Source organism: Mesorhizobium sp. M0166, from assembly GCF_040322255.1.
Classification (GTDB): domain Bacteria; phylum Pseudomonadota; class Alphaproteobacteria; order Rhizobiales; family Rhizobiaceae; genus Mesorhizobium.
The window spans coordinates 34178-56676 of sequence record NZ_JAMYTD010000015.1 but is presented as its reverse complement, the minus strand read 5'-3'; the positions used below and the strand labels follow the sequence as shown (position 1 = coordinate 56676).

Sequence of the window (22499 nt, the reverse complement as noted above, 5' to 3'; positions counted from 1 at the left end):
TGAGATCGGGATGGAACAGGCTTCGACTCCGTAGCGATGCTACTCCGCCGCGCCCCTGAAAGCATTCGCCCCGGTCTCAAATTGCAGCTTGGCCAGCCGCGCATAGATACCGCCCTTGGCGACCAGGCTCTGATGCGTGCCTTCCTCGACGATGCGGCCGCCATCCATGACCAGGATGCGATCGGCCTTCAGCACGGTTGCCAGCCGATGCGCGATGACGATCGTGGTGCGGCCCTTCATCAGCCGGTCCAGCGCCGTCTGCACCAGCGTCTCGCTTTCGGCATCTAGCGCCGAGGTCGCCTCATCGAGCAGCAGGATGGGCGCATCGCGCAAAATGGCGCGGGCGATCGCGACGCGCTGGCGCTGGCCGCCCGACAGCGTCACCCCGCGCTCACCGACCTGGCTATCATAGCCCTTTTCGAGTTTTAGGATGAACTCGTCGGCAAGCGCGTCCTTCGCCGCCGCCTCGATCTCGGCCTGGCTGGCGCCAGGCCGGCCAAAGCCGATATTGTCGCGCGCGCTTGCGGCAAAGATGGTGACGTCCTGCGGCACGATGGCGATGCGCGCGCGGATCGCGGCCGGATCGGCCTCGCGCAGATCGATCCCGTCGATGACGATCCTGCCGGCTTCAGGATCGTAGAAGCGTAGAAGCAGCGAAAACACGGTACTCTTGCCGGCGCCGGATGGCCCGACGATCGCCAGCGTCTCACCGGGTTTGACCTGAAAGCTCAGGCCATGGACGGCGGCGCGGTCGGGCCGGGCCGGATAGGAGAAGGAAACATCGTCGAAGCTGATCGCGCCTCTCGCCTTTGCCGGCAGCGGCTTCGGATCGGCGGGCGCCTGGATCGCGGGTTTCTCGGCCAGGATCTCGGTCAGCCGTTCGGCAGCGCCCGCTGCCTGGGACAGTTCGCCCCAGACCTCCGACAAGGCGCCGAGCGCGCCTGCGGCGAACACCGAATAGAGCAGGAATTGGCCAAGCGTGCCCGGCGACAGGGTGCCGTCGAGCACGTCGCGCGAACCGAACCACAGCACCGCCACGACCGACGAAAAGATCATGAAGATGGCGAAGAAGGTGAGAAAGGAGCGGGCAAAGATCGAGGCCCGCGCCGCTTCGAAGGCTGCTTCCACGGCGGATGAAAAATACCTGGTTACAAGCTTCTCGTTGGTGAAGGCCTGCAGCGTGCGCACCGCGCCGATCTGCTCGCTGGCATAGGCGGTGGCATTGGCCAGTGTATCCTGCGCCAGCCGTGACTTGCGCCGCACCGAGCGGCCGAAGGCGACCAGCGGCAGCACGATTAGCGGAATGGCCGCGATGACCAGGCCGGACAGTTTTGGGCTGGTGAAGACCATCATCGCCACAGCGCCGAGGCCGAGGATGACGTTGCGCAGCGCCACCGAGGCGGTGGCACCGACGGCGGATTTGACCTGTGTCGTGTCGGCAGCGAGCCGCGAGACGATCTCGCCCGACTGGGCCGTGTCGAAGAAGGAGGGCGACAGCGTGGTGACGTGGGCAAAGACATCGCGGCGGATATCGGCAACGACGCGCTCGCCGAGCGTGATGACGAAATAGTAGCGGCTGGCCGACGCCGCCGCCAGAACGGCCGCCATCACCACCAGCATGGCGAAATATTCGGCAATGAAGCTGGAATCGGAAGCGGAAAAGCCGTGGTCGATCATCCGCCGCACGGCCAGCGGCAGCGCCAGCGTCGTCGCCGCCGCGATGGCCAGCGAGACGACCGCGCCGATGACCATCTTGCGGTAATGGGTGATGTAGGGAAACAGGCGCTGCAGCGGCCTCAGCGAGCGCCTGCGCTCGTCTGCATCGCCGCTGATGTTCGCCATGACCGTTTCCTTTGGCCCTTTGAGGTTTGCGCCATCAATATGCGCTTGCCACGGCCTTGTGATTCAATTCCGGCTGATGTATAGGCTCGCCGACCGTTTTAGAAGCCGTGGCTCCTCAATAGCTGCGGCTTCGAGTTTTAAAAAGGGGCGCATCGACGCAGGCTTCAGCCCGTCGGCAGCGCCCGGCAAGCCAGGAACAGACCCATGAAGACCGACATCCATCCCGACTATCACACCATCAAGGTCGTCATGACCGACGGCACCGAATACATGACCCGTTCGACCTGGGGCAAGGAAGGCGATACGATGAACCTCGATATCGACCCGACCACCCACCCGGCCTGGACCGGCGGCCAGCAGACCCTGCTCGACCGCGGTGGCCGCCTGTCGAAGTTCAAGAAGCGCTTCGAAGGTTTCGGCCTCTAAGCCGCAGGCCTTTCGCATCAGAAAAAACCCGCCCTTGAGGCGGGTTTTTTCTTGACCTTAAATGCGCGGCGGAACGCATCCGCCAGGGAGGGCGACATGTCTATTCTCGAAGATAAGCGATGTTCCAACCTCATGGGCGGGTACAAGACCATTTATGATCCGCGACCGGCCTTGCGAGCGCTCGCCCTTCAGTACGGTAACAAGTCTATCTGGGATGAACTCTGGAATGAGTTGCATCACCAGGGAGATGTCGGAGACGCATCTTACGCAGCGGTTGTTGAAATCGCTCACATCTCCGAAGGCCACGCTCCCGCCTATTGGGGAGCCTACGGTCTGGCTGCCACCATCGAAGAGGCTCGCCTGGTCGACGGTCGAAACCCGTCAATTCCGGATTGGATCGAACCGCACTACAAAATTGCCTGGCAGACTCTTTTCCAGTTGGCTTTGCGGGATCTGGCACTTTCGGCGGATGACGAGACCATTAACTGCGCATTGGCTGTTGTCGCCCTTTATCGAGGCCTGCTCGACCTCGGCCGAATGGCGATGTGCACGGAGGATGAACGTGCGGAAATGCTGCGGGATTACTTCGGCCGCTAGCGTACAGCTTTACTCGGCCAGCAACTCCCTCAGCGCCATCCGCTTGTAGGCCGCAACCAGCCGGTCGCCTTCCTGCCGCCCGACCGAGATCGCCAGCCGCATTGCGGCCTCGCCCATCTGCCAGATGAGAAATGACGTCGTTTCCAGTGCTTCCGGATCGGCCGACGGCCGCAACCGCTTCAGCACCGCAGTAAGGAATTCGGCGTTGGCCCGGCTGTCGGCAAGCTCAAGTTCGCGCAACGCCTTGTCGGCCTGCGTGCCCGACCAGATGTCGCGCATCACCGGCTCCGCCAGGAACATTCCGTAGTAGATATCTACCAGTTCCGAAAATGCCCGGCGCAGGCCTTCGGCGTCATTGACCTCGGCCAGTGCTGCCGCAATGCAGGCCTGGCTTTCGGCGGTGTAGCGTTCGGCTAGCGCCCAGATGATCGCCCGCTTGTCCGGGAAGAACTGGTAGAGCGAGCCGATCGACACGCAGGCCCTCTCTGCAACCTCGCCCATGCGCATGGCATCGCTACCTTGCTCGGCGATCAGCGCCGAGGCGGCGGCCAACATGCGCTCGACCCGCTCGCGGCTGCGCTGCTGGCTCGGCGCCCGACGCGGCGATGGGATCTGGCCGTCCTGTGAATCCGATACGGCAGAGCCTTCCATCACTGTCTCCAGACGAACAATCAACAAATTGGCTTGACTCGCAAAATACGAGGGTTTATCACGTTTTGCAAATGTGAGGATTACTCACATTTGGAAAACGGAGGAAACCGAAATGACTGACACGACATCGAAACCAATTCTGATACTCGGCGGCACCGGAAAAACCGGCCGCCGCCTTGCCGAGCGGCTGACCGCGCATGGCACGCCGGTGCGGATCGGTTCGCGCTCCGGCAGCCCAAGCTTCGACTGGGAAATTCCGGCGACCTGGGGCCCGGCCTTGCAAGGAGTGAGTGCCGTCTACATCAGCTACTACCCCGACATTGCCGTGCCGGGCGCCGCCGAAGTCGTCGACGCCTTCGCCCGGCTCGCCTTGGCCAACGGTGTCACCCGGCTGGTGCTGCTGTCAGGCCGCGGCGAGACCGAAGCCCAGCGCGCCGAAGAGACGCTGAAAGCCTCGGGCGCTGACTGGACGATCCTGCGCTGCGCCTGGTTCTCGCAGAATTTCAGCGAAGGTTTTCTCGTCGAGTCCTTGCTGGAAGGCGAAGTGGCCTTGCCGGTCAGCAATGTCGGCGAGCCATTCGTCGATGCCGACGACATCGCCGATGCCGCCTTCGTCGCGCTGACCGAGCCAGGCCATGTCGGAGAGCTCTACGAGCTGACCGGGCCGCGGCTGCTGAGCTTCGCCGACGCGGTCGCCGAGATCGGCAGGGCCGCCGGCCGCGACATTCCCTTCAAGCAGATTTCACATGCCGAGTTCACCGTCGCCATCGCCGAGCACGGATTGCCGGCCGAGTTCGCCTGGCTGCTTAACGAGCTGTTCACCGAAGTGCTCGACGGCCGGAACGAGTCGCTGACCGACGGCGTCCAGCGCGTGCTCGGCCGCGCCCCAAAAGACTTTTCCGCCTACGCAACCGAAACTGCCGCCACGGGCATCTGGAGGAACTGACATGATCATGAAACTGCTTCCCACCCTCACCTTCGTCGCTGCCATTGGCTCAGGCGTTGTCGGCGGCGTTTTCTTCGCCTTCTCCAACTTTATCATGCCGGCGCTCGCCCGCTTGCCTGCCGGAGGCGGCATCGCCGCCATGAATTCGATCAACATCACCGTGATTACGCCGACATTCATGACCGCGCTTTTCGGCACCGGGCTGGTCTGTCTTGTCCTTGCAGCCGGCGCTCTTATCGGCTGGAGCCAACCGGGTGCATTCTGGCTCCTCGCCGGCGCCCTGATCTACCTCGTCGGCAACCCGATCGTGACGATGATGTTCAACGTACCGCTCAACAACGCCCTGGCCGCAGTCGATCCGGCAAGCGCCAACGGCGCCGCGGTATGGGCCACTTATCTCAGGGACTGGGTGATGTGGAACCATGTCCGCACCGTCACCGCTATCGTGGCGCTGGGCTGCTTCATCTTCGCATGGCGGTGAATGCAGGACGGAAGTGTAAAAGGCCGTCAGGCAGGGTCCTTCGACTTATGGCCCTTGCGGTCGGCATGGCCGAGATCGCGATCCGGATCGATGACATCGCGAACCAGTTGCTTGAGTTTTGCGGCGTCGGGAAAACCGCCGTCACGCTTGCGGTCCCAGACCAGCGTGTCATTGCAGGAAATGGTGAAGATGCCGCCGGTGCCGGGCACCAGCGTCACTTCGCCGAGATCGGTGCCGAAGGTGGACAACAGCTCCTGCGCCATCCAGCCGGCCCTGAGCAGCCATTGGCACTGGGTGCAATAGGTGATGCGGACGGTGGGCGCCTGTTCGTTCATGCCGCGCTGAGCTTCGCCAAGGTCTCCTCGTCGACCTCGAAATTGGCGTAGACGCTCTGCACGTCGTCGTCGTCTTCGAGCGTCGCGACCAGCTTCATCAGCGATTGTGCCCGCTCCTCGTCGACCGCGATATTGGTCTGCGGCTTCCAGATCGGTTTCACCGATTCAGCCTCGCCGAGTGCGCCTTCCAGCGCCTTCGACACTTCGCCGAGATTCTCGAAGGCGCAATAGATCGTGTGGCCTTCCTCGTCCGACTGGACATCGTCGGCGCCGGCCTCGATCGCTGCGTCCATCACCTTCTCGGCGCTGCCGGCCGATGCCGGATAGTAGATCTCGCCGACGCGGTCCCACATGAACGAAACCGAGCCGGTCTCGCCCATCGCCCCGCCGGCCTTGGTGAAGGCGGCACGCACATTCGACGCCGAGCGGTTGCGGTTGTCGGTCAGCGCCTCGACGATCAGCGCGACACCGCCTGGCCCGTAACCCTCGTAGCGCACGGCTTCGTAGGTCTCGGCATCGCCCATCGACGCCTTGTTGATGGCGCGTTGGATATTGTCCTTCGGCATCGACACCGCCTTGGCATTCTGCACCGCAAGGCGCAGGCGCGGGTTCATCGATGGATCGGGCGTGCCGCTCTTGGCGGCGACGGTGATTTCGCGCGCCAGCTTGGAAAACATTTTCGACCGCACCGCATCCTGGCGGCCCTTGCGGTGCATGATGTTCTTGAACTGTGAATGGCCAGCCATGGCACCCCTGTCGTCTTCTCGGCTAGAGCATCTGCCGCCTGGTGAACCACCCGGCATCTTGCAAAATGCTCGAATTCAAAATTTCAGAACGTCCTGCTGCGTCCTGACGGACGGACGGCGCTCTCTGTCGGAATGGCCGGCTTATAGATAAATCGGCTCACTTCGTCCAGCCGCGCCATTGCTGCCGGCACGCAAGGGTTTCAAGACCCGAAAATCGGCAGGCTTCGGCAACCTTTCACCCCTCAAGATCGGATTTCAGCCGGTCGAGGATGCTGATCGCGTGCGTGGCATATTGGCTGATCCAGCGGTCGTGGATGTGCTTGATCGGCAGCGCGTTGAGATGGTTCCAGCGTTCGCGGCCCTCGCGCCGCGCCACCACCAGGTCGGCCTCCTCCAGCACCTTCAGATGCAGCATGACCGTGCAGCGGTCCATGTCTGGGAAGGCATCGCACAACATGCCGGTGGTCTGCGGCGCATCCTTCAGCTGGTCCAGCAACGCACGCCGGCGCGGATGCGCCAGCGCCTTGAAAACATTATCGTCCCGCGATTGGCTTGACATGTTATATTTCTATAACATATCGTTGACCCGTTCAAGAAAGGAGCTGTGGATATGTCTCTCGGATTCAGGGTTTCTGGCCGCATCGGCAAACCGGTCGCCGAAGTCTTCGATGCGGTCGTCAATCCGAAGAAGCTCAGCGGCTACTTCACCACGATCGGCGGCGCCAGCGCCCCTCTAGTGGCGGGCGCCGGCGTCGTCTGGTGGGGCAAGGTCCCGGTCGAGGTCGACGTGGTGAAGAAAGACAGCCGCATCGTGCTGCGCTGGGATGCCACCGGCGCCGACGGCAAGCCAGCCTACAAGACCCGCATCGAGATGAATTTCGAGCCGCTCGACGATGGCGGCACCTTCGTCACCATCGCCGAAACCGGCTGGCACGAGGACGCGGTCGGCCTGAAGAAGTCCTACCTCAATTGCGAGGGCTGGTCGCAGATGCTGGCCTGCATGAAGGCCTATGTCGAATACGGCATCAATTTGCGCGACGGCTATTACCGCAGCGAGATGAAGGGCGAGCCGGCCAACGAGAACAACATCTGAAAAGCCACCAAGATGACGGAGGCCTGCGATGAAGCAAGTGACGCCATTTCTGATGTTCGAGGGCAAGGCCGAAGAGGCAATGACCTTCTATTGCGAGACAATCCCCGACAGCAGCGTTCTTGACGTCACACGTTACGGCTCCGGCGAAGACGGCCCGGAAGGAACGGTCAAGCTGGCGCGCGTGTCCATAAGCGGTCTGGAAGTGATGGTCTACAACAGCCCCGTGCACCATGCCTTCACGTTCACGCCGTTGGTCTCGCTGTATGTGGATTGCTCCACGGAGGCAGAGCTGAACGGCATTGTCGAGGCGCTGGCCAAGGACGGCAAATTTCTGATGCCGCTGGACAATTATGGTTTCAGCCGCCGGTTTGCGTGGCTCAACGACAGGTTCGGAGTCTCCTGGCAGATCAATTTGGCATAGCAGGTTCTGGACCGAACCAGCCAATCGAACCTGAACACGGCAATGGAGCCAGCAAATGACCCCGAAGATCACCGGCGGCATTAACATCGCCATGAAAGTCCCGCCGCATCAATACCAGGCGACGATCGCCTTCTATCGCGACGTCGTCGGCCTGAAGCCATTCACGGCCAAGGCGCCGGCCGTCGGCTTCGAACTCGGTCCCAATCGGCTGTGGATCGACGAAGCACCGATGCTGAGCCAGGCCGAGATCTGGCTCGAGCTGTTCACCGATGATTTTCCGGCCGCTGCGGAGCATCTCGCCCAGGCCGGCGTCGTGCGTTGCGACGCCATCGAGGCACTGGGTGAAGGCTTCCGCGGCGGCTGGATCACCAACCCGGCCAACATCATTCACCTGGTGCGCGAGCCCGATGCCTGGTGAACAGGGCGGCGCCGTGGAAAGGAGGACGATATGGAAATCCGTGAAACACCGACCGCCGAAGCCGGCATGCTGATAAGGCGGCCGGTCGCCGACGTATTCGAAGCCTTCGTCGATCCGGCGATCACGACGAAGTTCTGGTTCACCCATGGCAGCGACAGGTTGGACAGCGGCAACGAAATCCGTTGGGAATGGCGCATGTACGGCGTCTCGACGACGGTCAATGTCAGTGAGATCGTCGAAAACAAGAAGATCGTCATGCAATGGAGCGATCCGCCGACCACGGTAGTGTGGACTTTCGCCGAAATGCCCGGCGGCATGACCTTTGTCGAGGTCCGCAATTTCGGCTTTGCCGGCAGCCCCGACGAGCAGGTCAAGCAGGCGATCGATTCGACCGGCGGTTTTGCGCTGGTGCTCGCCGGCGCCAAGGCGTGGCTGGAGCAAGGCCTGACGCTTGGCCTGATCGGCGACCGCCATCCGAAGGGCGTGCCGGCAAATTAGCTCTTCTACACGGGGAATTTGACTCCTTTGGCGAGCCTTCCAAGCGCTGCGCGGTGCCGAAGTTGTGAAATGTCGGCGGGACAGCGCCCCCTCTGCCCTACCGGGCATCTCCCCCACAAGGAGGGAGATTGGCCGTCACCTCTGCCTTCGAAGCTGCCGATCTCCCCCCTTGTGGGGGAGATGTCCGGCAGGACAGAGGGGGGCGCGAAGGATCGCCAGAGAGCGGAGCTTCCGGAATGTCGAAAGTATCGATTTCGCTGTCGGGCAATTCAGCCAGCTTGGCGAGCTGGTCGCGCTGATCCTGGCTGAGATCGTTCCTGCTCATCGAGTCATTCTATCATCAATGTGAACCATTCACATACCCTACTCAGTGCCCGCCGCCCTTTGCCTTCTTCCGCCGCCGCGCCAGCATGTTGAGCCCTTCGACCAGTGCCGAAAAGCCCATGGCGGCGTAGATGTAGCCTTTCGGCACATGGTAACCCATGCCGTCGGCGATCAGCGTCATGCCGATCATCAGCAGGAAGCCGAGGGCCAGCATGACGATGCTGGGATTCCTGGCGATGAAATCAGCCAGCGGCCCGGCCGCCAGCATCATCACGCTCACCGCCACGATCACCGCGATGTACATGATCGCGATTTCGTCGGTCATGCCGACCGCGGTGATGATCGAGTCGATCGAGAAGACGAGGTCGAGCAGCAATATCTGAAAAATGGCGCCGGCCAGCGACAGCTGCAATGTCTCGCCCATCATAGTGTCCTGGTGATCATCGAGATCGACCGTGTGGTGGATCTCCTTGGTCGCCTTCCAGACGAGGAACAGGCCGCCGGCGATCAGGATCAGGTCGCGCCATGAAAAGCCATGGCCGAAGGCGGTGAATATCGGCGTCGTCAGCTGGACGATGATCGAGATGGTGGCCAGCAGGATCAGCCGCATCACCAGCGCGGCGGAGATGCCGAGCCGCCGGGCGCGGGCTCGCTGCGCTACCGGCAATTTGTTGGTCAGGATCGAGATGAAGATCAGATTGTCGATGCCGAGCACGACCTCCAGCACGATCAGCGTCAGCAGCGCGACCCATGCCGTCGGGTCGGAGACAAAGGCGAAATGCGGCGCCAGGAATTCGACTAGCTGCATGGAGGTCGTCCCCTCTACGATCTAGAGCAGTTTCGCCGGCAATTGGGTATTGCAAGCGTCCATATCAATGTCACGACCAGAAGGATGGGGCCGTTTCCTCCAGCCGCGGGCCGCGGCGAAACGGCGCGATCCGTTCGGTCAGGCCGCTACGGTCGGAAATGTCGACGCCAACGCCGCACAATGTCGCCGGTCCGGTCGACGCCTCGAAGCGGCCTTTCGGCACCTTGGACAAGAACCGGTTGAGCGGCTCCTCCTTGTCCATGCCGAGCGAGGAATCGTAATCGCCGCACATGCCGGCATCGGAAATATAACCGGTGCCGCCATTGAGGATCTGGTGATCGCCGGTCGGTTGATGCGTATGGGTACCGACAACAAGGCTGGCACGGCCATCGACGAAATGGGCGAAGCACATTTTTTCCGAGGTCGCCTCGGCATGGAAATCGATGACGATCGCATCGGCCTGCTCGCCAAGCGGACAAGCGGCAAGTTCGCGCTCGCCGGCCTGGAACGGATCGTCGAGTTCGGGATGCATGAACACCCGGCCCATGATGTTGGCGACCAGCACGCGCGCGCCGTTCCTGGCGATGTAAACGCCTGAGCCGCGCCCCGGCGTACCCTTGGGGAAATTGGACGGACGCAGGAAGCGCTCTTCGCGCGGTGCGAAAATCAGCGCATCGCGCTGGTCCCAGACATGGTTGCCGGTGGTGACGACATCGGCGCCGGCCGAGATCGTCTCGCGAAAAATCTCCTCGGTGATGCCGAAGCCGCCGGCGGCGTTCTCGCCATTGACGATGACGAAGTCGAGTTTGAAATCCGAGATCAGGCCGGGCAGTTGTTCCCACACCGCCGTACGTCCTGTCTTGCCGACCATGTCGCCGAGGAAGAGAAGTCTCATATAAGCGTGATCCCGAACCGAAGGTCAGCGAAGCAAAAAGCTGCATGACTTTCGGAAAAGATCATGCGTCCAGGAACTTATCTACAATTTCGGCGCGAACCGGCGCAACCCGCTCTCGGTGAGTATTTCCGGAATGATCATGTCATGCGGCTCGTCCGGCACCAGGGCCACCTCCTGGCAGTCGAAGGCAATGCCGATCAGCCGCGGCTGTTGCCCCTTGTCGGCCAGCCGCGCGATCGCCCGGTCGTAATAGCCGGCGCCGTACCCGATGCGGTGGCCGCGCGAATCGAAGGCGGCAAGCGGCACCAGCATCGTTTGGGGATCGAGCACCTCGGCTTCCTCATGCGGCCCGACGGTGCCGAAGCCCATGTCGATCATCGGCGCGCCGCGTACCAGCTCGCGAAAAACGATGGTGGTCTTGTCCAGGATGGCCGGCAGGCAGAGCCTTGCCCCCTTTTCGCGCAAGGCAAACATCAGCGGCCGGACGTCGACTTCCGAGCGCATCGGCCAGAAGCCTGAGACGATCTGGCCCGGCTCGACCGTGATCCGGTCGCGCGCCGTCTCAGCCATTTCGAGTGCTGCCTCCACCCGCCAGAACGGATCGAGCGCGTCGCGGCGCCCGAGGGCTTGGTTGCGGAGATTTTTTTTCCGGTCTTTTGGGGATGTCATGCGCCGACGATAGAAAAGGTCAGATTTGGATGGAGTTTTACGAGCGACGTTTTGGAGGAGCGGCGCGAACCGCACAAAGCGGCGCGACGACAAGATCCGCCAGACATGGCCTTCAGATATGGCCTTTTCGATAGGTGACGATCCACACAACCGGTGGAGAGAGCGATCCCGGGAACCTACAAAGTAGGTGGGCGCCGTATGAGAAAACCCACGGGTCTTCCCAGGGACAGCTCCCTAGGGATCATTAAGGCCCCGGGGAAAATGTTCTCCTGCCGGGAAGCGCAGACCGTCCCCGCCAATATAGGCAGACGGCAGACCAAGCGCCAGAGAGACGACATGTTTCGGCGCTTAATTCGACGCAGAACCCCTCGACGAGGTCAGCGCCCGCAAGATCCCCGCTTCGCCAGCGGCGCCTTGCACAGCGAAGGCCGCGTCCTTAGGGTCGCGCGATGAACCCGGGAGCAAAAATGCGTTTCGAAGGCACGGCAGCCTATGTTGCCGACAAGGATCTGATGGTGGCAGTCAACGCGGCGATCGCGCTGGAGCGGCCGTTGCTGGTCAAGGGCGAGCCCGGCACCGGCAAGACCGAACTTGCCCGCCAGGTGGCGGCAGCTCTCGGCCTGGATCTGATCGAATGGCACGTCAAATCGACGACACGGGCGCAGCAGGGTCTCTATGAATATGACGCCGTCTCGCGGCTGCGCGACAGCCAGCTCGGCGATGAGCGCTTCAACGACATCCGCAATTACATCAAGCGCGGCAAATTATGGGATGCCTTTGCCGCCGGCAAGAAAGTCGTGCTTCTGATCGACGAGATCGACAAGGCCGACATCGAATTCCCCAACGATCTGTTGCAGGAACTGGATCGGATGGAGTTCTTCGTCTACGAGACCGGCGAGACCATCCGCGCCATCGTCAGGCCGATCGTCATCATCACCTCCAACAACGAGAAGGAATTGCCGGACGCCTTCCTGCGCCGCTGCTTCTTCCACTACATCCGCTTTCCCGACGTCAAGACGCTGCACAAAATCGTCGACGTGCACTATCCCGGCATTAAGCAGAATCTCGTGCGAGCAGCACTGACCCAGTTCTACGAGATCCGTGACGTGCCGGGCCTCAAGAAGAAGCCGTCGACCTCCGAGGCACTCGACTGGATCCGCCTGCTCGTCGCCGACGACATCGCGCCGGAAGACCTGCGCGCCGACCCGAAGAATGCGCTGCCGAAATTGCATGGCGCGTTGCTGAAGAACGAACAGGACGTGCATCTGTTCGAGCGCCTGGCCTTCATGGCGAGACGGCAGGGGTGAGGGGCGGGTCGGCCGGAAGCCGACCAAAGCTACCGGACAGCGCTTTCCCCGTGCTGGACCGTTGCCCTTGGCCAGGCAAGGAGGCAGCTTCGGGTGGCCGAGTTCAGAGGGAAACGAAATGACCGAGATCACCGTCCGCCCGCTTGCGCAATCCGACCATGCCGACTGGCGGCGTCTGTGGACCGCCTATCTCACCTTCTACGAAACCAAGCTGCCGGAAACGGTTTACGCCGTCACCTGGAAGCGGCTGTTCACGGCGGGCGAGTTCGAGCCAAAAGGTTTCATCGCCACCCTCGACGGCAAGGCCGTCGGCCTGACGCACTATCTCTACCATCGCTCCTGCTGGTCGGAGATAAACAACTGCTACCTGCAGGACCTGTTCGCCGATCCCGATGTGCGCGGCAAGGGCGTCGGCGCCGCCCTGATCGAAGCGGTCAAGCAGGAAGCCGGCAAGATCGGCGTCAAGAACGTCTACTGGATGACGCACGAGACCAACACCACCGCGCGCAAGCTCTACGACCACGTGGCGCGGCGCACGGGCTTCATCGAATATGATTTGATGTGATGGCTGCCGACGATTGAAATAGCTACTGTTGCGCAATATATTGCGCATGATCAGGACTGCCCGTGCCGCTGATCGAGACCAACACGCGCAAGATCGTCACGAGGCTTTTACGTGACGGCTGGGTGAACGTAGGCGGCGGCAAGCATGAGAAGTATGAGCATCCGGAGAGGCCGGAGACCATGATCATCGTGCCGCGGCATCGCGAACAATCTCTGGGTGTCGCGCGGTCGATCGCCCGGCTTGCTGGATGGATTTAAGGACGATCATGACGCACTATGTCGGAATTCTCGACGGCGCAAATGACGTCTGGGGAGTGCGGGTGCCCGATCTTCCCGGATGTCACGGTGGCGGCGCAAGTCCCGAGGAGGCGATCGCTGACGCCACGTCCGCCGTGCGCGAATGGGTCGAAGCACGCACGGCGAAACGCTTGCCCTTGCCGGTCCCCCATACGGTGGCGGAGTTGCTCCAACAGGGCGAACTCGACAGTGCCGCTGGTGAATCCGCGGTGATGATCCCTGTGTTGATCGATTCCGGACGACCAGTCCGGGCCAATCTGTCGCTCGACGCAGGCCTTCTAGCGGCGATCGACGAGGAGGCTAGCCGGCGTGGGCTGACGCGTTCCGCCTTCATCGCCAGCGCCGCACGGGAGAAGATCGAAGGTCACAGATAAAGTCCTACGATGTTCATCCCCTTCTTCCTCGAATTGAAGGCAGCGCGGGTTCCAGTCTCGCTCCGCGAATATCTGTCGCTGCTGGAGGGGCTGGAAGCCGGGCTGGTCGACTATGATGTCGAGGGCTTTTACTATCTCGCCCGCGCCGCTCTGGTGAAGGACGAGCGCCACATCGACCGCTTCGACCAGGTCTTTTCGCACATCTTTAAAGGTGTCGAGGCGCTGGCCGGCGAAGACCCGGTCGATGTCGCAAACATCCCGGAGGAATGGCTGCGGAGGCTCGCCGAAAAGCACCTGACCGACGAGGAGAAGAAACTGGTCGAGGCGCTGGGCGGCTTCGAAAAGCTGATGGAGACGCTGAAGAAGCGGTTGGAGGAGCAAAAGGGCCGGCATCAGGGCGGTTCGAAATGGATCGGCACCGGCGGCACCTCGCCCTTCGGCGCCTATGGCTACAATCCCGAAGGCGTGCGCATCGGCCAGCACGAAAGCCGCAACCGCCGCGCGGTAAAAGTCTGGGACAGGCGCGAGTTCAGGAATTTCGATGACGCCGTCGAACTCGGCACCCGCAACATCAAGGTCGCGCTGAAGCGCCTGCGCCGCTGGGTGCGCGAAGGCGCCGAAGAGGAATTCGACCTGCCCGGCACCATCCACGCCACCGCCGAGCACGGTTATCTTGACGTTAAGACACAACCCGAACGTCGCAATGCCGTCAAGCTGCTGATTTTCTTCGATGTCGGCGGCTCGATGGACGACCATATCAGGAGTGTCGAAGAGCTGTTCTCGGCCGCCCGCGCCGAGTTCCGCCAGCTCGAATATTTCTACTTCCACAACTGCCTCTACGAAGGGGTGTGGAAGGACAATCGCCGCCGCCATGCCGAGGTGATTCCGACCTTCGATCTCCTCCATAAATATGGCCCCGACTACAAGGTGATCGTCGTCGGCGACGCCTCGATGAGCCCCTATGAGATTGCCCAACCCGGCGGCTCGGTCGAGCACTGGAACAAGGAGGCCGGCGCCGTCTGGCTCGGCCGGCTGCTGCAGCAATGGCCGAACGCCATTTGGCTCAACCCCGAAGCCGAGAAGAACTGGGGCTATACCCATTCGATTGCCATGATCCGCGATATCTTTGGCGGCCGCATGTTTCCGCTGACGCTCGCCGGCCTCGAAGCCGCGACGAAGCAACTTTCAAGGAAGCACTGAATGGATCCACGCAAAACAGGACGGTCGACCTGTTTCCTTTGCCTGCAATGCGGTGTCCAGTTCGCGGCGACAGCGACGTCGCCGCGACATTGCCCGATCTGCGAGGACGAGCGGCAATATGTGCGCTGGGAGGGCCAGGCCTGGACCACGCCGGAAGAGCTCGCCGCCGGGTATCGGGTCGTGATCAAGGATGATGCCGGCGCGCTCGCTTTCGGCATCGAGCCGCGCTTCGCCATCGGCCAGCGGGCGTTGCTGGCGCAAACGCCGCACGGCAATGTGCTGTGGGACTGCATCTCGATGGTCAGCGACGAGGCGGTGGCGGAGATCAACCGCCGGGGCGGCCTGGCCGCCATCGCCATTTCGCATTGCCACTATTATTCGGCAATGGTCGAATGGAGCGAGGCGTTTGGCGGCGTGCCGATTTATCTGCACGCCGATGATCGTCAATGGATCATGCGGCCGCATCCGGCGATCATCAGCTGGGAAGGCGAGACGCGCGCCATAAACCCGTCGCTGACGCTCATCCGCTGCGGCGGCCACTTTGCCGGTGGCCAGGTGCTGCACTGGAAGCGCGATACCGGCAATGCCATCCTGGCCGGCGACATACTGCAGGTGACGCCGACGCGCCGTCATGTCAGCTTCATGTACAGCTATCCGAACTATATCCCGCTCAACGCGACGAAAGTGCTCGGCATCAAGGCTGCGCTGGAGCCTTTCGCATTCGACCATATCTACGGCGCATGGTGGAACCAGAACGTCATCGGAGGTGCAAAGGCGGCATTTTCATCATCGGTTGCGCGCTATCTCGCGGCCATCGCCTGAGGAATTTTTCGCAGCAGGACTTGGAAATACGGGCAAACGCCGTAACAAATGCCTATTTCAGGCGAAGTTGGGAAGGCAACCCAAATAGCGACATAAGCTAAGAGGAAAAAATGGACAGCCACACCTACCCCGTTACCCGCACCGACGCCGAATGGCGCGCCCGGCTGACGCCCGAGCAATATGCGGTGATGCGCAACCACGGCACCGAGCGGCCGGGAAGCTGCGCGCTGCTGTACGAGAAGCGCGCCGGCACCTTCTCCTGCGTCGGCTGCGACCAGCCCTTGTTTGAATCCAAGCTGAAATTCGAGAGCGGCACCGGTTGGCCGAGCTTCAACGATCCCGTGCCGGGCTCGGTCGAGACCACCGTCGACCGCAGCTACGGCATGGTCCGCACCGAGTGCCATTGTGCCCGCTGCGGCAGCCATCTCGGCCATGTCTTCGAGGACGGCCCGCCGCCGACCGGTCTGCGCTATTGCATCAACGGCGTGGCGCTCAAATTCGAGCCGGCCGCCTGATCGTCAGGCCACGACCACCAGGATCAGCCACAATGTGGCGCCAAGCGTCATCAGCGAGGCCTTGACGCCACTCGATGTTCCGGCAGTTCGCCAAACGGCAAAGGTCAGGAAGATATTGTAGGGTACCGGCGCGAAATGCACCGCCAGGACCAGCGCAAGCGGCAGCTTCAGCCCGAGCAGAATGAGTGCCGCCACCGACGACGCAACGTTGATCGCTGTGCCGACAATGACCAGGTCGCGCCAGAACAGCCGATCGAGCGGCACGCCGCCCAGCCAGCGTGAGCGGAAGAAAGCGGCAACGCGCGACATGATCGTCATCGATCCACCGGCTCCCTCGCCCTGCTCACCAGAGCAACCCTTCCACAAGGATTGCGTCTGGAACCCTGCTTTATTCCTGACCCAGAACTTCGGCAATCGCGCGCTCGAAACGCGAGGCTTCCGTCACCAGCCAATCGGTCATCGCCGGCCAATTGTCCTCGGCAAAACAATTCACCCGCCACATCGAATTGATGCCGAGGCCGTCGCAACTTTGTTCTGGCCTGAGCTTCAGCCGGTCTTCGATGGCCGGCTGGAACGGCTTCAGCCGCGACCAGGCTTGCGTGGCACCGAATTTCTCGTTGCGGCCGAAGAAGACGCCGACATGATTGTGCGCAGGCGCGACATACATTGAAATGACCAATGCGAAATCGGGCAGCCCACGCTGCCAGAACCACGGTCCGCGCCTCGCCAGCAGAGCCCTTTCATCCGGATGCCGTTCCGCGAACAGCGTCCAGAAGCTGCGTTGGCGGAATTCAGAGGCGCGGCGGGCGCCAAAATCGAATTCGCTCATGGTTCCAACCGTCGAGGGGCGCCGCAACCGGCGCCCAAGGCTGTTACCGGCTTACACCATTCCAAGCGCGGCCTTGTACAGATCGAGAATGGATTCCTCTTCCTGCCGCTCGGCCTGGTCCTTCTTGCGCAGCCGGATAATCGACCGCATCGCCTTGGTGTCGAAGCCGGTGCCCTTGGCCTCTGCGAACACTTCCTTGATGTCGTCGGCAATCGTCTTCTTCTCTTCCTCGAGCCGCTCGATGCGTTCGATGAAGGCGCGCAGCTGGCCGGCGGCAACAGTCTGGCTGGTCTCGGTGATGTCGTCGGCCATATTCTTCTCTCCGCGTCGTTTTCTCGCCGCGACTCGGGGGGGACCCGAGCGGCGAATTGCAGCGGTTCGATGCCCGACCGGGCGCGGCGGGTCAAGGTGCTATCGATGCGGCATGAAGGGGTTGGGCACGCCTTAAGGTGTGTAGAGATTCAGGTCAGGCCGAGCCGAAAACGATGGCTGCCGAGAACCGGAGCGGAGCGTACCTGAGTACGTGAGCACCGGAAGCGCAGGAAGCCGGCGTTTGCAGGCCGGCATCACCTGAATATCAGCACACCTTACCCGAATGCGATCAGCAGATCCTTGGCATCGATCTGGTCGCCGGCCTTGACCAGCACTTCGGCTATGGTGCCGTCGCGTTCGGCATGCAACGCCGTTTCCATCTTCATCGCTTCGATCGACAGCAGCACGTCGCCGGCCTTCACCGCCTGACCGGCAGCGACCGCAAGCGCCGAGACGACGCCAGGCATCGGCGCGCCGACATGCGCCTCGTTGCCCGGCTCCGCCTTGCGCCGCGCCTTGGCAGCGGACGCGCCATGCGCCCGGTCCGGCACCTTCACGCGGCGCGGCTGGCCGTTGAGCTCGAAGAACACGGTGACCATGCCCTTTTCGTCGACATCGCCCAGGGCAAGGCAGCGCACCACCAGCGTCTTGCCTTTTTCGATATCGACGAAAATCTCGTCTTCCGGCTTCATGCCGTAGAAATAGGTCGGCGTCGGCAGCACGCTGACCGGCCCGTAGGTCTCCTGCGCGGCGGCAAAATCCGAAAACACCTTCGGATACATCAGCCACGACGCGAACTCGAACTCGCTGAGCTTGCGCTCGAGCTTTTCCTCGACCTCCGTGCGACTGGCCTTGAGGTCCGCCGGTTTGAGCAGCGAGCCCGGCCGCACCGTGATCGGCTTTTCGCCCTTCAGCACCTTCTTCTGCAATGGCTTTGGCCAGCCGCCCGGCGACTGGCCGAGATCGCCGCGCAACATCGACACCACCGAATCCGGGAAGGCGATGTCCCTCGCCGGATTCTCGACATCGGCGACGGTCAGGTCCTGGCTCACCATCATCAGCGCCATGTCGCCGACGACCTTGGACGACGGCGTCACCTTGACGATATCGCCGAACATCAGATTGACGTCGTGATACGTCTGCGCCACTTCGTGCCAGCGTGTCTCCAACCCGAGCGAGCGCGCCTGTTCCTTGAGGTTGGTGAACTGCCCGCCCGGCATTTCGTGCAGATAGACCTCCGATGCCGGCCCCTTCAGGTCGCTTTCAAAGGCGGCGTATTGATTGCGCACCGCCTCCCAATAGAACGAGATGTTCCTGATCCATTGCGGGTCGAGGCCCGGATCGCGCTCGGTGCCTTTCAGCGCCTCGACGATCGAACCCAGGCACGGCTGCGAGGTGTTGCCCGATAGCGAATCCATCGCCGCGTCGATGGCGTCGACGCCGCTCTCCACCGCCGCCAGCACGGTTGCCGCCGACAGGCCGGATGTGTCGTGGGTGTGGAAGTGGATCGGCAGGTCCGTCGCCTCGCGCAGTGCCTTGAACAGCACGCGGGCCGCCGCCGGTTTCAAAAGCCCGGCCATATCCTTGACGGCGATGATATGGGCGCCTGCCGCCTGCAATTCCCTGGCCAGGCCGACATAGTATTTCAGATCGTATTTGGCCCGCGCCGGATCGAGTATGTCGCCGGTATAACAGATAGCCGCTTCGATCAGTCTGCCCTCGGCGCCGACCGCATCCATGGCGACGCGCATGTTGTCGACCCAATTCAGGCAATCGAAGACCCGGAACAGGTCGATGCCGCCGGCAGCGGCCTGGCGGACGAAATGCTGGACGACATTGTCGGGATAGTTGGTATAGCCAACGCCGTTGGCGCCGCGCAGGAGCATCTGCAGCAGAAGGTTGGGTGCTGCCTCGCGCACCAGCGACAGCCGCTCCCACGGGTCTTCGGTGAGAAAGCGCATGGCGACGTCGAATGTGGCGCCGCCCCAGCATTCGAGGGACAAAAGCTGCGGCAGAGCACGCGCATAGGTGCCGGCAATTCCGGCGATGTCATAGGTGCGCACACGCGTCGCGAGCAAGGATTGATGCCCGTCGCGCATTGTCGTGTCGGTGACCAGCACCTCTTTTTGTTCGCGCATCCACGCGGCGAATTTCTCCGGCCCGAGCACGTCGAGCTTCTGCTTGCTGCCGTGCGGCACATTGCCGTTGAGATATGGCACCACCGGCGGCGCCGCATCGGCCTTTGGCTGCGGCCGGCCGCGCGTCTCGGGATGACCATTGACCGAAACGTCGGCAAGATAGTTGAGCAGCTTGGTCGCGCGGTCCTGCCGTTTCACGCTGGCGAACAGTTCCGGCGTCGTGTCGATGAACTTGGTGGTGTAGGAATTGTCGGCGAAGCTCGGGTGATTGATGATCGCCTCGAGAAAGGTGAGGTTGGTCGCCACGCCGCGGATGCGGAATTCGCGCAGCGCCCGGTTCATGCGGGCGATGGTTTCGGCCGGCGTCGGCGCCCAAGCCGTTACCTTTTCCAGCAGCGGATCGTAGAAGCGGGTGATGACCGCCCCCGAATAGGCGGTGCCGCCATCAAGGCGGATACCGAAGCCGGTGGCGCCGCGATAGGCGGTGATGCGGCCGTAGTCGGGGATGAAATTATGCTCGGGATCTTCCGTGGTGATGCGGCACTGCAGGGCGTGACCGTTGAGCCTGATGTCCTTCTGCGCCGGAACGCCCGATTCCGCCGTGCCGATGGCAAAGCCGTCGAGGATATGGATCTGCGCCTTGACGATGTCGATGCCGGTCACCTGTTCGGTGACGGTGTGCTCGACCTGGATACGCGGATTGACCTCGATGAAGTAGAATTTTCCGGTGTCGGCATCCTGGAGGAACTCGACCGTGCCGGCGCCGATATAGCTGGTTTCGCGCGCGATCCTCAGCGCATAGCCGCAAAGCTCCTCGCGCTGCGGCATTTCAAGATACGGCGCCGGCGCCCGCTCGACCACTTTCTGGTTGCGGCGCTGGATCGAACAATCGCGCTCGAACAGGTGCACGGCGTTGCCATGCGTGTCGCCCAGTACCTGCACCTCGACATGGCGGGCGCGCTCGATCAGCTTTTCGAGATAGACCTCGTCCTTGCCGAAAGCCGCCTTTGCCTCACGCTTGCCTTCCATCACCTCGCGGGGGAGATCGGCCTCGGAGCGGACGGCGCGCATGCCGCGGCCGCCGCCGCCCCAGGATGCCTTGAGCATCACCGGGTAGCCGATCGTCTTGGCAAGTTCCTTTACCGCCGCCATGTCGTCCGGCAAGGGATCGGTCGCGGGAATTACCGGCACGCCGACTTCGATCGCGAGATTGCGGGCGGCGACCTTGTTGCCCAGCCGGCGCATCGTATCGGGCTTTGGTCCGATGAAGATGATGCCGGCCTTGGCACAGGCCTCGGCGAATTCCGGGCTCTCCGACAGCAGCCCGTAACCCGGATGGATGGCATCGGCGCCCGAAAGCCTGGCGACGCGGATAACCTCCTCGATCGACAGATAGCTTTCGATCGGCCCCATATCCCTGGTCAAATGCGGCCCGCGCCCGACCTGGTAGCTTTCGTCGGCCTTGAAGCGATGCAGGGAGTATTTGTCCTCCTCTGCCCAGATCGCCACGGTTTTGAGGCCGAGTTCATTGGCCGCGCGGAAGACGCGGATGGCTATTTCGGAGCGGTTGGCGACAAGGATCTTCGAGATTGCCAAGGACAGGGCTCCGGACGGGGAAGGGAACTGCCGGACATGATTAGCGCGAAAATGCTGCAGTGCAAACAAAATCGAAAAGAGGGATTAAACCGATTTAGTTCGATCGGTCACGCTGACACATTGCGTGTCGGTCCGGAGAACGCCTGGGCAGTTCCGATCCAGGCTTTCGGGAAACTCCTATAAAAAATGCCCGGCGCGAGGCGCCGGGCATTTTCATGTAGCAACGTCCGGTTATTTGCCGGGTGCGTTCTCGACATAGGTGTATTTGCCGTCGTCACCCTTCTTCCAGGTGTACATGACGTAGTCCGGACGGGTGATATCGCCCTTCGCGTCGTAGCCGATCTCGCCGATCGCGGTCTTCCAGGGGCCGGCCGACTTGATGGTCTCGGCTACCTTCTGAGCGTCATCGGCTGAACCGGTCTTGGTAATGGCGGCCGCGATGATTTCCATCGCTGCGTAGGAGTAGAGGGTGTAGGCCTCGGGCTCGAAGCCGGCCGCACGGAACTTCTCGACGAGTTCCTTGGCGTTCGGATTCTTGCGCGGATCCGGAGCGAACGTCATCAGCGTGCCCTCGACGGCGTCGCCCGCGATGGAGGCCAATTCGTTCGACACGATGCCGTCGCCGGACATGAAGGTTGCCTTGAGGCCCTGGTCGGCGAGCTGGCGTATGATCAGGCCGGCTTCGGTGTGCAGGCCGCCATAGTAGACGACCGTGACGCCCGCGTCCTTCATCTTGGCGATGAGGGCCGAGAAATCCTTGTCGCCGACATTGATGCCTTCATACATGGCCTCAGTCACGCCGTTGGCTGCGAGCGCCTTCTTGGTTTCGTCGGCGAGGCCCTGGCCATAAGGCGTCTTGTCATGGATGACAGCGATCTTGGCATCCTTGAAGTTCGCGGCGAGATAGTCGCCGGCGACCTTGCCCTGCTGATCGTCACGTCCGCAGGTGCGGAAGGTGTTCCACATGCCACGTTCGGTCAACTTCGGATTGGTCGCGGCCGGGGTGATCTCAAGGATGCCGTTCTCGGCGTAGACTTCCGAGGCCGGGATCGAGACGCCGGAGTTGAAGTGGCCATCGACGTACTTGACGCCGTCGGCGACGAACTTGTTGGCGACCGAGATGCCTTGCTTGGGATCGGAGACGTCGTCGCCGACTTCAAGCTTGAGCTGCTGGCCAAGAACGCCGCCCGCCGCATTGATATCGGCGACTGCCTGTTCGGCACCCTTCTGAAGTTGGGCACCGAACGCCGCGTTCGGACCGGTGATCGGACCGGCAACGCCGATCAGGATGTCAGCCCACGCGTTGCCGCTGAACGCGACAAGCGCGGTCAGGGCGACGGCGGACAAAAGTGACTTTTTCATTGAAACGCTCCCATTTACCGAGTGGGCGTGGAT

At 62.1% G+C, this 22499-nt stretch carries 28 protein-coding genes and 1 other RNA gene; 15 read left to right on the top strand and 14 right to left on the bottom strand.

Annotation, left to right across the window (positions count from 1 at the left end; translation table 11 throughout):
- Nucleotides 1-39 precede the first annotated feature (39 nt).
- The gene (locus NKJ46_RS17755; RefSeq protein ID WP_352666139.1) at nucleotides 40-1842 is read right to left on the bottom strand and encodes an ABC transporter transmembrane domain-containing protein; all 1803 of its coding nucleotides are present in this window, start codon (nucleotides 1840-1842) and stop codon (nucleotides 40-42) included.
- Between the two features lie 204 nt (nucleotides 1843-2046).
- Here NKJ46_RS17755 and rpmE point away from each other — a divergent pair, with 204 nt between their 5' ends.
- Complete coding sequence (rpmE, locus tag NKJ46_RS17750; protein ID WP_006327661.1) at nucleotides 2047-2268, top strand: 50S ribosomal protein L31; 222 nt, start codon at nucleotides 2047-2049, stop codon at nucleotides 2266-2268.
- A 96-nt stretch (nucleotides 2269-2364) separates the two neighbouring features.
- The gene (locus NKJ46_RS17745) at nucleotides 2365-2865 is read left to right on the top strand and encodes a hypothetical protein (protein WP_352666137.1); all 501 of its coding nucleotides are present in this window, start codon (nucleotides 2365-2367) and stop codon (nucleotides 2863-2865) included.
- A gap of 9 nt (nucleotides 2866-2874) precedes the next feature.
- Here the strand turns inward: NKJ46_RS17745 and NKJ46_RS17740 are convergent, their stop codons facing one another.
- The gene (locus tag NKJ46_RS17740; RefSeq protein ID WP_352666135.1) at nucleotides 2875-3516 is read right to left on the bottom strand and encodes a TetR/AcrR family transcriptional regulator; all 642 of its coding nucleotides are present in this window, start codon (nucleotides 3514-3516) and stop codon (nucleotides 2875-2877) included.
- Between the two features lie 112 nt (nucleotides 3517-3628).
- Between NKJ46_RS17740 and NKJ46_RS17735 the strand changes: the two genes are divergently transcribed.
- Both NKJ46_RS17735 and NKJ46_RS17730 read left to right on the top strand, forming a co-directional pair.
- Nucleotides 3629-4462, top strand: a complete 834-nt coding sequence (locus NKJ46_RS17735) for an NAD(P)H-binding protein (protein ID WP_352666134.1) — start codon at nucleotides 3629-3631, stop codon at nucleotides 4460-4462.
- Nucleotide 4463: 1 nt separating this feature from the next.
- Entirely contained in the window at nucleotides 4464-4943 is a 480-nt protein-coding gene (locus NKJ46_RS17730; RefSeq protein WP_352666133.1) for an anthrone oxygenase family protein, read from the top strand.
- A gap of 26 nt (nucleotides 4944-4969) precedes the next feature.
- On the opposite strand, the gene NKJ46_RS17725 is transcribed toward NKJ46_RS17730, so the two are convergent.
- The 3 genes from NKJ46_RS17725 to NKJ46_RS17715 form a co-directional block, all read right to left on the bottom strand.
- Entirely contained in the window at nucleotides 4970-5278 is a 309-nt protein-coding gene (locus tag NKJ46_RS17725; protein ID WP_352666131.1) for an Rdx family protein, read from the bottom strand.
- Nucleotides 5275-6024, bottom strand: a complete 750-nt coding sequence (locus tag NKJ46_RS17720) for a YebC/PmpR family DNA-binding transcriptional regulator (RefSeq protein ID WP_023678028.1) — start codon at nucleotides 6022-6024, stop codon at nucleotides 5275-5277. Before NKJ46_RS17720 ends, NKJ46_RS17725 begins: the two co-directional genes overlap by 4 nt.
- 235 nt (nucleotides 6025-6259) lie before the next feature.
- Nucleotides 6260-6583 carry an ArsR/SmtB family transcription factor gene (locus NKJ46_RS17715; RefSeq protein WP_352666129.1) on the bottom strand — a complete coding sequence of 108 codons (324 nt, stop codon included), beginning with the start codon at nucleotides 6581-6583 and terminating at the stop codon, nucleotides 6260-6262.
- Between the two features lie 51 nt (nucleotides 6584-6634).
- Here NKJ46_RS17715 and NKJ46_RS17710 point away from each other — a divergent pair, with 51 nt between their 5' ends.
- The 4 genes from NKJ46_RS17710 to NKJ46_RS17695 are packed head-to-tail and all read left to right on the top strand — an operon-like array spanning nucleotide 6635 to nucleotide 8454.
- Nucleotides 6635-7117 carry an SRPBCC domain-containing protein gene (locus tag NKJ46_RS17710; RefSeq protein WP_352666127.1) on the top strand — a complete coding sequence of 161 codons (483 nt, stop codon included), beginning with the start codon at nucleotides 6635-6637 and terminating at the stop codon, nucleotides 7115-7117.
- Between the two features lie 28 nt (nucleotides 7118-7145).
- Nucleotides 7146-7538 (top strand): VOC family protein, encoded by a 393-nt coding sequence (locus tag NKJ46_RS17705; RefSeq protein ID WP_352666126.1) that lies wholly within the window; start codon nucleotides 7146-7148, stop codon nucleotides 7536-7538.
- Between the two features lie 55 nt (nucleotides 7539-7593).
- The gene (locus tag NKJ46_RS17700) at nucleotides 7594-7956 is read left to right on the top strand and encodes a VOC family protein (protein ID WP_352666125.1); all 363 of its coding nucleotides are present in this window, start codon (nucleotides 7594-7596) and stop codon (nucleotides 7954-7956) included.
- A gap of 30 nt (nucleotides 7957-7986) precedes the next feature.
- On the top strand, nucleotides 7987-8454 hold the full coding sequence (locus NKJ46_RS17695; RefSeq protein WP_352666123.1) for an SRPBCC family protein: 468 nt from the start codon (nucleotides 7987-7989) through the stop codon (nucleotides 8452-8454).
- A gap of 367 nt (nucleotides 8455-8821) precedes the next feature.
- On the opposite strand, the gene NKJ46_RS17690 is transcribed toward NKJ46_RS17695, so the two are convergent.
- From NKJ46_RS17690 to ssrS, 4 genes are all read right to left on the bottom strand, one after another.
- Nucleotides 8822-9586, bottom strand: coding sequence for a TerC family protein (locus NKJ46_RS17690; RefSeq protein ID WP_023678035.1), 765 nt, complete (start codon nucleotides 9584-9586; stop codon nucleotides 8822-8824).
- Between the two features lie 70 nt (nucleotides 9587-9656).
- Nucleotides 9657-10481 (bottom strand): TIGR00282 family metallophosphoesterase, encoded by an 825-nt coding sequence (locus NKJ46_RS17685; RefSeq protein WP_023678036.1) that lies wholly within the window; start codon nucleotides 10479-10481, stop codon nucleotides 9657-9659.
- A gap of 81 nt (nucleotides 10482-10562) precedes the next feature.
- A complete protein-coding gene (locus tag NKJ46_RS17680; protein WP_352666122.1) occupies nucleotides 10563-11150 on the bottom strand; it encodes a 5-formyltetrahydrofolate cyclo-ligase in 588 nt (195 codons plus the stop codon).
- Nucleotides 11151-11285: 135 nt separating this feature from the next.
- Nucleotides 11286-11441: non-coding RNA, 6S RNA (gene ssrS, locus NKJ46_RS17675), on the bottom strand.
- A gap of 176 nt (nucleotides 11442-11617) precedes the next feature.
- Between ssrS and NKJ46_RS17670 the strand changes: the two genes are divergently transcribed.
- The 7 genes from NKJ46_RS17670 to msrB all read left to right on the top strand — a co-directional run bounded on the left by NKJ46_RS17670 (nucleotide 11618) and on the right by msrB (nucleotide 16229).
- A complete protein-coding gene (locus NKJ46_RS17670; RefSeq protein WP_352666121.1) occupies nucleotides 11618-12457 on the top strand; it encodes an AAA family ATPase in 840 nt (279 codons plus the stop codon).
- A gap of 118 nt (nucleotides 12458-12575) precedes the next feature.
- Entirely contained in the window at nucleotides 12576-13022 is a 447-nt protein-coding gene (locus tag NKJ46_RS17665) for a GNAT family N-acetyltransferase (RefSeq protein WP_352666120.1), read from the top strand.
- A gap of 62 nt (nucleotides 13023-13084) precedes the next feature.
- Entirely contained in the window at nucleotides 13085-13279 is a 195-nt protein-coding gene (locus NKJ46_RS17660; RefSeq protein WP_352666118.1) for a type II toxin-antitoxin system HicA family toxin, read from the top strand.
- An 8-nt stretch (nucleotides 13280-13287) separates the two neighbouring features.
- Nucleotides 13288-13692 (top strand): type II toxin-antitoxin system HicB family antitoxin, encoded by a 405-nt coding sequence (locus tag NKJ46_RS17655; protein WP_352666116.1) that lies wholly within the window; start codon nucleotides 13288-13290, stop codon nucleotides 13690-13692.
- A 9-nt stretch (nucleotides 13693-13701) separates the two neighbouring features.
- Complete coding sequence (locus tag NKJ46_RS17650; RefSeq protein WP_352666114.1) at nucleotides 13702-14892, top strand: vWA domain-containing protein; 1191 nt, start codon at nucleotides 13702-13704, stop codon at nucleotides 14890-14892.
- Nucleotides 14893-15714: an MBL fold metallo-hydrolase gene (locus NKJ46_RS17645; protein WP_352666112.1), complete on the top strand. Its 822-nt coding sequence runs from the start codon at nucleotides 14893-14895 to the stop codon at nucleotides 15712-15714.
- A gap of 110 nt (nucleotides 15715-15824) precedes the next feature.
- A complete protein-coding gene (msrB, locus tag NKJ46_RS17640; RefSeq protein ID WP_287151808.1) occupies nucleotides 15825-16229 on the top strand; it encodes a peptide-methionine (R)-S-oxide reductase MsrB in 405 nt (134 codons plus the stop codon).
- Between the two features lie 3 nt (nucleotides 16230-16232).
- Here msrB and NKJ46_RS17635 read toward each other — a convergent pair whose 3' ends face one another.
- The 5 genes from NKJ46_RS17635 to NKJ46_RS17615 all read right to left on the bottom strand — a co-directional run bounded on the left by NKJ46_RS17635 (nucleotide 16233) and on the right by NKJ46_RS17615 (nucleotide 22466).
- Nucleotides 16233-16547, bottom strand: coding sequence for a hypothetical protein (locus tag NKJ46_RS17635; RefSeq protein WP_352666110.1), 315 nt, complete (start codon nucleotides 16545-16547; stop codon nucleotides 16233-16235).
- A 70-nt stretch (nucleotides 16548-16617) separates the two neighbouring features.
- The gene (locus NKJ46_RS17630; RefSeq protein WP_352666109.1) at nucleotides 16618-17058 is read right to left on the bottom strand and encodes a hypothetical protein; all 441 of its coding nucleotides are present in this window, start codon (nucleotides 17056-17058) and stop codon (nucleotides 16618-16620) included.
- A gap of 51 nt (nucleotides 17059-17109) precedes the next feature.
- Entirely contained in the window at nucleotides 17110-17370 is a 261-nt protein-coding gene (locus NKJ46_RS17625) for a DUF2312 domain-containing protein (RefSeq protein WP_023719653.1), read from the bottom strand.
- A 275-nt stretch (nucleotides 17371-17645) separates the two neighbouring features.
- Nucleotides 17646-21104, bottom strand: a complete 3459-nt coding sequence (gene pyc / locus NKJ46_RS17620) for a pyruvate carboxylase (protein ID WP_352666108.1) — start codon at nucleotides 21102-21104, stop codon at nucleotides 17646-17648.
- 231 nt (nucleotides 21105-21335) lie between these two features.
- A complete protein-coding gene (locus NKJ46_RS17615) occupies nucleotides 21336-22466 on the bottom strand; it encodes a branched-chain amino acid ABC transporter substrate-binding protein (RefSeq protein ID WP_352666107.1) in 1131 nt (376 codons plus the stop codon).
- Between the last annotated feature and the right edge of the window lie 33 nt (nucleotides 22467-22499).

Bases quoted from the DNA above. Each gene is read 5' to 3' on its own strand.
- NKJ46_RS17740 (WP_352666135.1), bottom strand. From the start codon at position 3,516: ATGGAAGGCTCTGCCGTATCGGATTCACAGGACGGCCAGATCCCATCG.
- NKJ46_RS17725 (WP_352666131.1), bottom strand. From the start codon at position 5,278: ATGAACGAACAGGCGCCCACCGTCCGCATCACCTATTGCACCCAGTGC.
- NKJ46_RS17730 (WP_352666133.1), top strand. From the start codon at position 4,464: ATGATCATGAAACTGCTTCCCACCCTCACCTTCGTCGCTGCCATTGGC.
- NKJ46_RS17755 (WP_352666139.1), bottom strand. From the start codon at position 1,842: ATGGCGAACATCAGCGGCGATGCAGACGAGCGCAGGCGCTCGCTGAGG.
- rpmE (WP_006327661.1), top strand. From the start codon at position 2,047: ATGAAGACCGACATCCATCCCGACTATCACACCATCAAGGTCGTCATG.
- NKJ46_RS17735 (WP_352666134.1), top strand. From the start codon at position 3,629: ATGACTGACACGACATCGAAACCAATTCTGATACTCGGCGGCACCGGA.
- NKJ46_RS17670 (WP_352666121.1), top strand. From the start codon at position 11,618: ATGCGTTTCGAAGGCACGGCAGCCTATGTTGCCGACAAGGATCTGATG.
- NKJ46_RS17710 (WP_352666127.1), top strand. From the start codon at position 6,635: ATGTCTCTCGGATTCAGGGTTTCTGGCCGCATCGGCAAACCGGTCGCC.
- NKJ46_RS17615 (WP_352666107.1), bottom strand. From the start codon at position 22,466: ATGAAAAAGTCACTTTTGTCCGCCGTCGCCCTGACCGCGCTTGTCGCG.
- NKJ46_RS17630 (WP_352666109.1), bottom strand. From the start codon at position 17,058: ATGAGCGAATTCGATTTTGGCGCCCGCCGCGCCTCTGAATTCCGCCAA.
- NKJ46_RS17625 (WP_023719653.1), bottom strand. From the start codon at position 17,370: ATGGCCGACGACATCACCGAGACCAGCCAGACTGTTGCCGCCGGCCAG.
- NKJ46_RS17695 (WP_352666123.1), top strand. From the start codon at position 7,987: ATGGAAATCCGTGAAACACCGACCGCCGAAGCCGGCATGCTGATAAGG.
- NKJ46_RS17690 (WP_023678035.1), bottom strand. From the start codon at position 9,586: ATGCAGCTAGTCGAATTCCTGGCGCCGCATTTCGCCTTTGTCTCCGAC.
- NKJ46_RS17650 (WP_352666114.1), top strand. From the start codon at position 13,702: ATGTTCATCCCCTTCTTCCTCGAATTGAAGGCAGCGCGGGTTCCAGTC.
- NKJ46_RS17635 (WP_352666110.1), bottom strand. From the start codon at position 16,547: ATGACGATCATGTCGCGCGTTGCCGCTTTCTTCCGCTCACGCTGGCTG.
- NKJ46_RS17655 (WP_352666116.1), top strand. From the start codon at position 13,288: ATGACGCACTATGTCGGAATTCTCGACGGCGCAAATGACGTCTGGGGA.
- msrB (WP_287151808.1), top strand. From the start codon at position 15,825: ATGGACAGCCACACCTACCCCGTTACCCGCACCGACGCCGAATGGCGC.
- NKJ46_RS17715 (WP_352666129.1), bottom strand. From the start codon at position 6,583: ATGTCAAGCCAATCGCGGGACGATAATGTTTTCAAGGCGCTGGCGCAT.
- NKJ46_RS17685 (WP_023678036.1), bottom strand. From the start codon at position 10,481: ATGAGACTTCTCTTCCTCGGCGACATGGTCGGCAAGACAGGACGTACG.
- NKJ46_RS17745 (WP_352666137.1), top strand. From the start codon at position 2,365: ATGTCTATTCTCGAAGATAAGCGATGTTCCAACCTCATGGGCGGGTAC.
- NKJ46_RS17645 (WP_352666112.1), top strand. From the start codon at position 14,893: ATGGATCCACGCAAAACAGGACGGTCGACCTGTTTCCTTTGCCTGCAA.
- NKJ46_RS17720 (WP_023678028.1), bottom strand. From the start codon at position 6,024: ATGGCTGGCCATTCACAGTTCAAGAACATCATGCACCGCAAGGGCCGC.
- NKJ46_RS17700 (WP_352666125.1), top strand. From the start codon at position 7,594: ATGACCCCGAAGATCACCGGCGGCATTAACATCGCCATGAAAGTCCCG.
- NKJ46_RS17705 (WP_352666126.1), top strand. From the start codon at position 7,146: ATGAAGCAAGTGACGCCATTTCTGATGTTCGAGGGCAAGGCCGAAGAG.
- NKJ46_RS17665 (WP_352666120.1), top strand. From the start codon at position 12,576: ATGACCGAGATCACCGTCCGCCCGCTTGCGCAATCCGACCATGCCGAC.
- NKJ46_RS17680 (WP_352666122.1), bottom strand. From the start codon at position 11,150: ATGACATCCCCAAAAGACCGGAAAAAAAATCTCCGCAACCAAGCCCTC.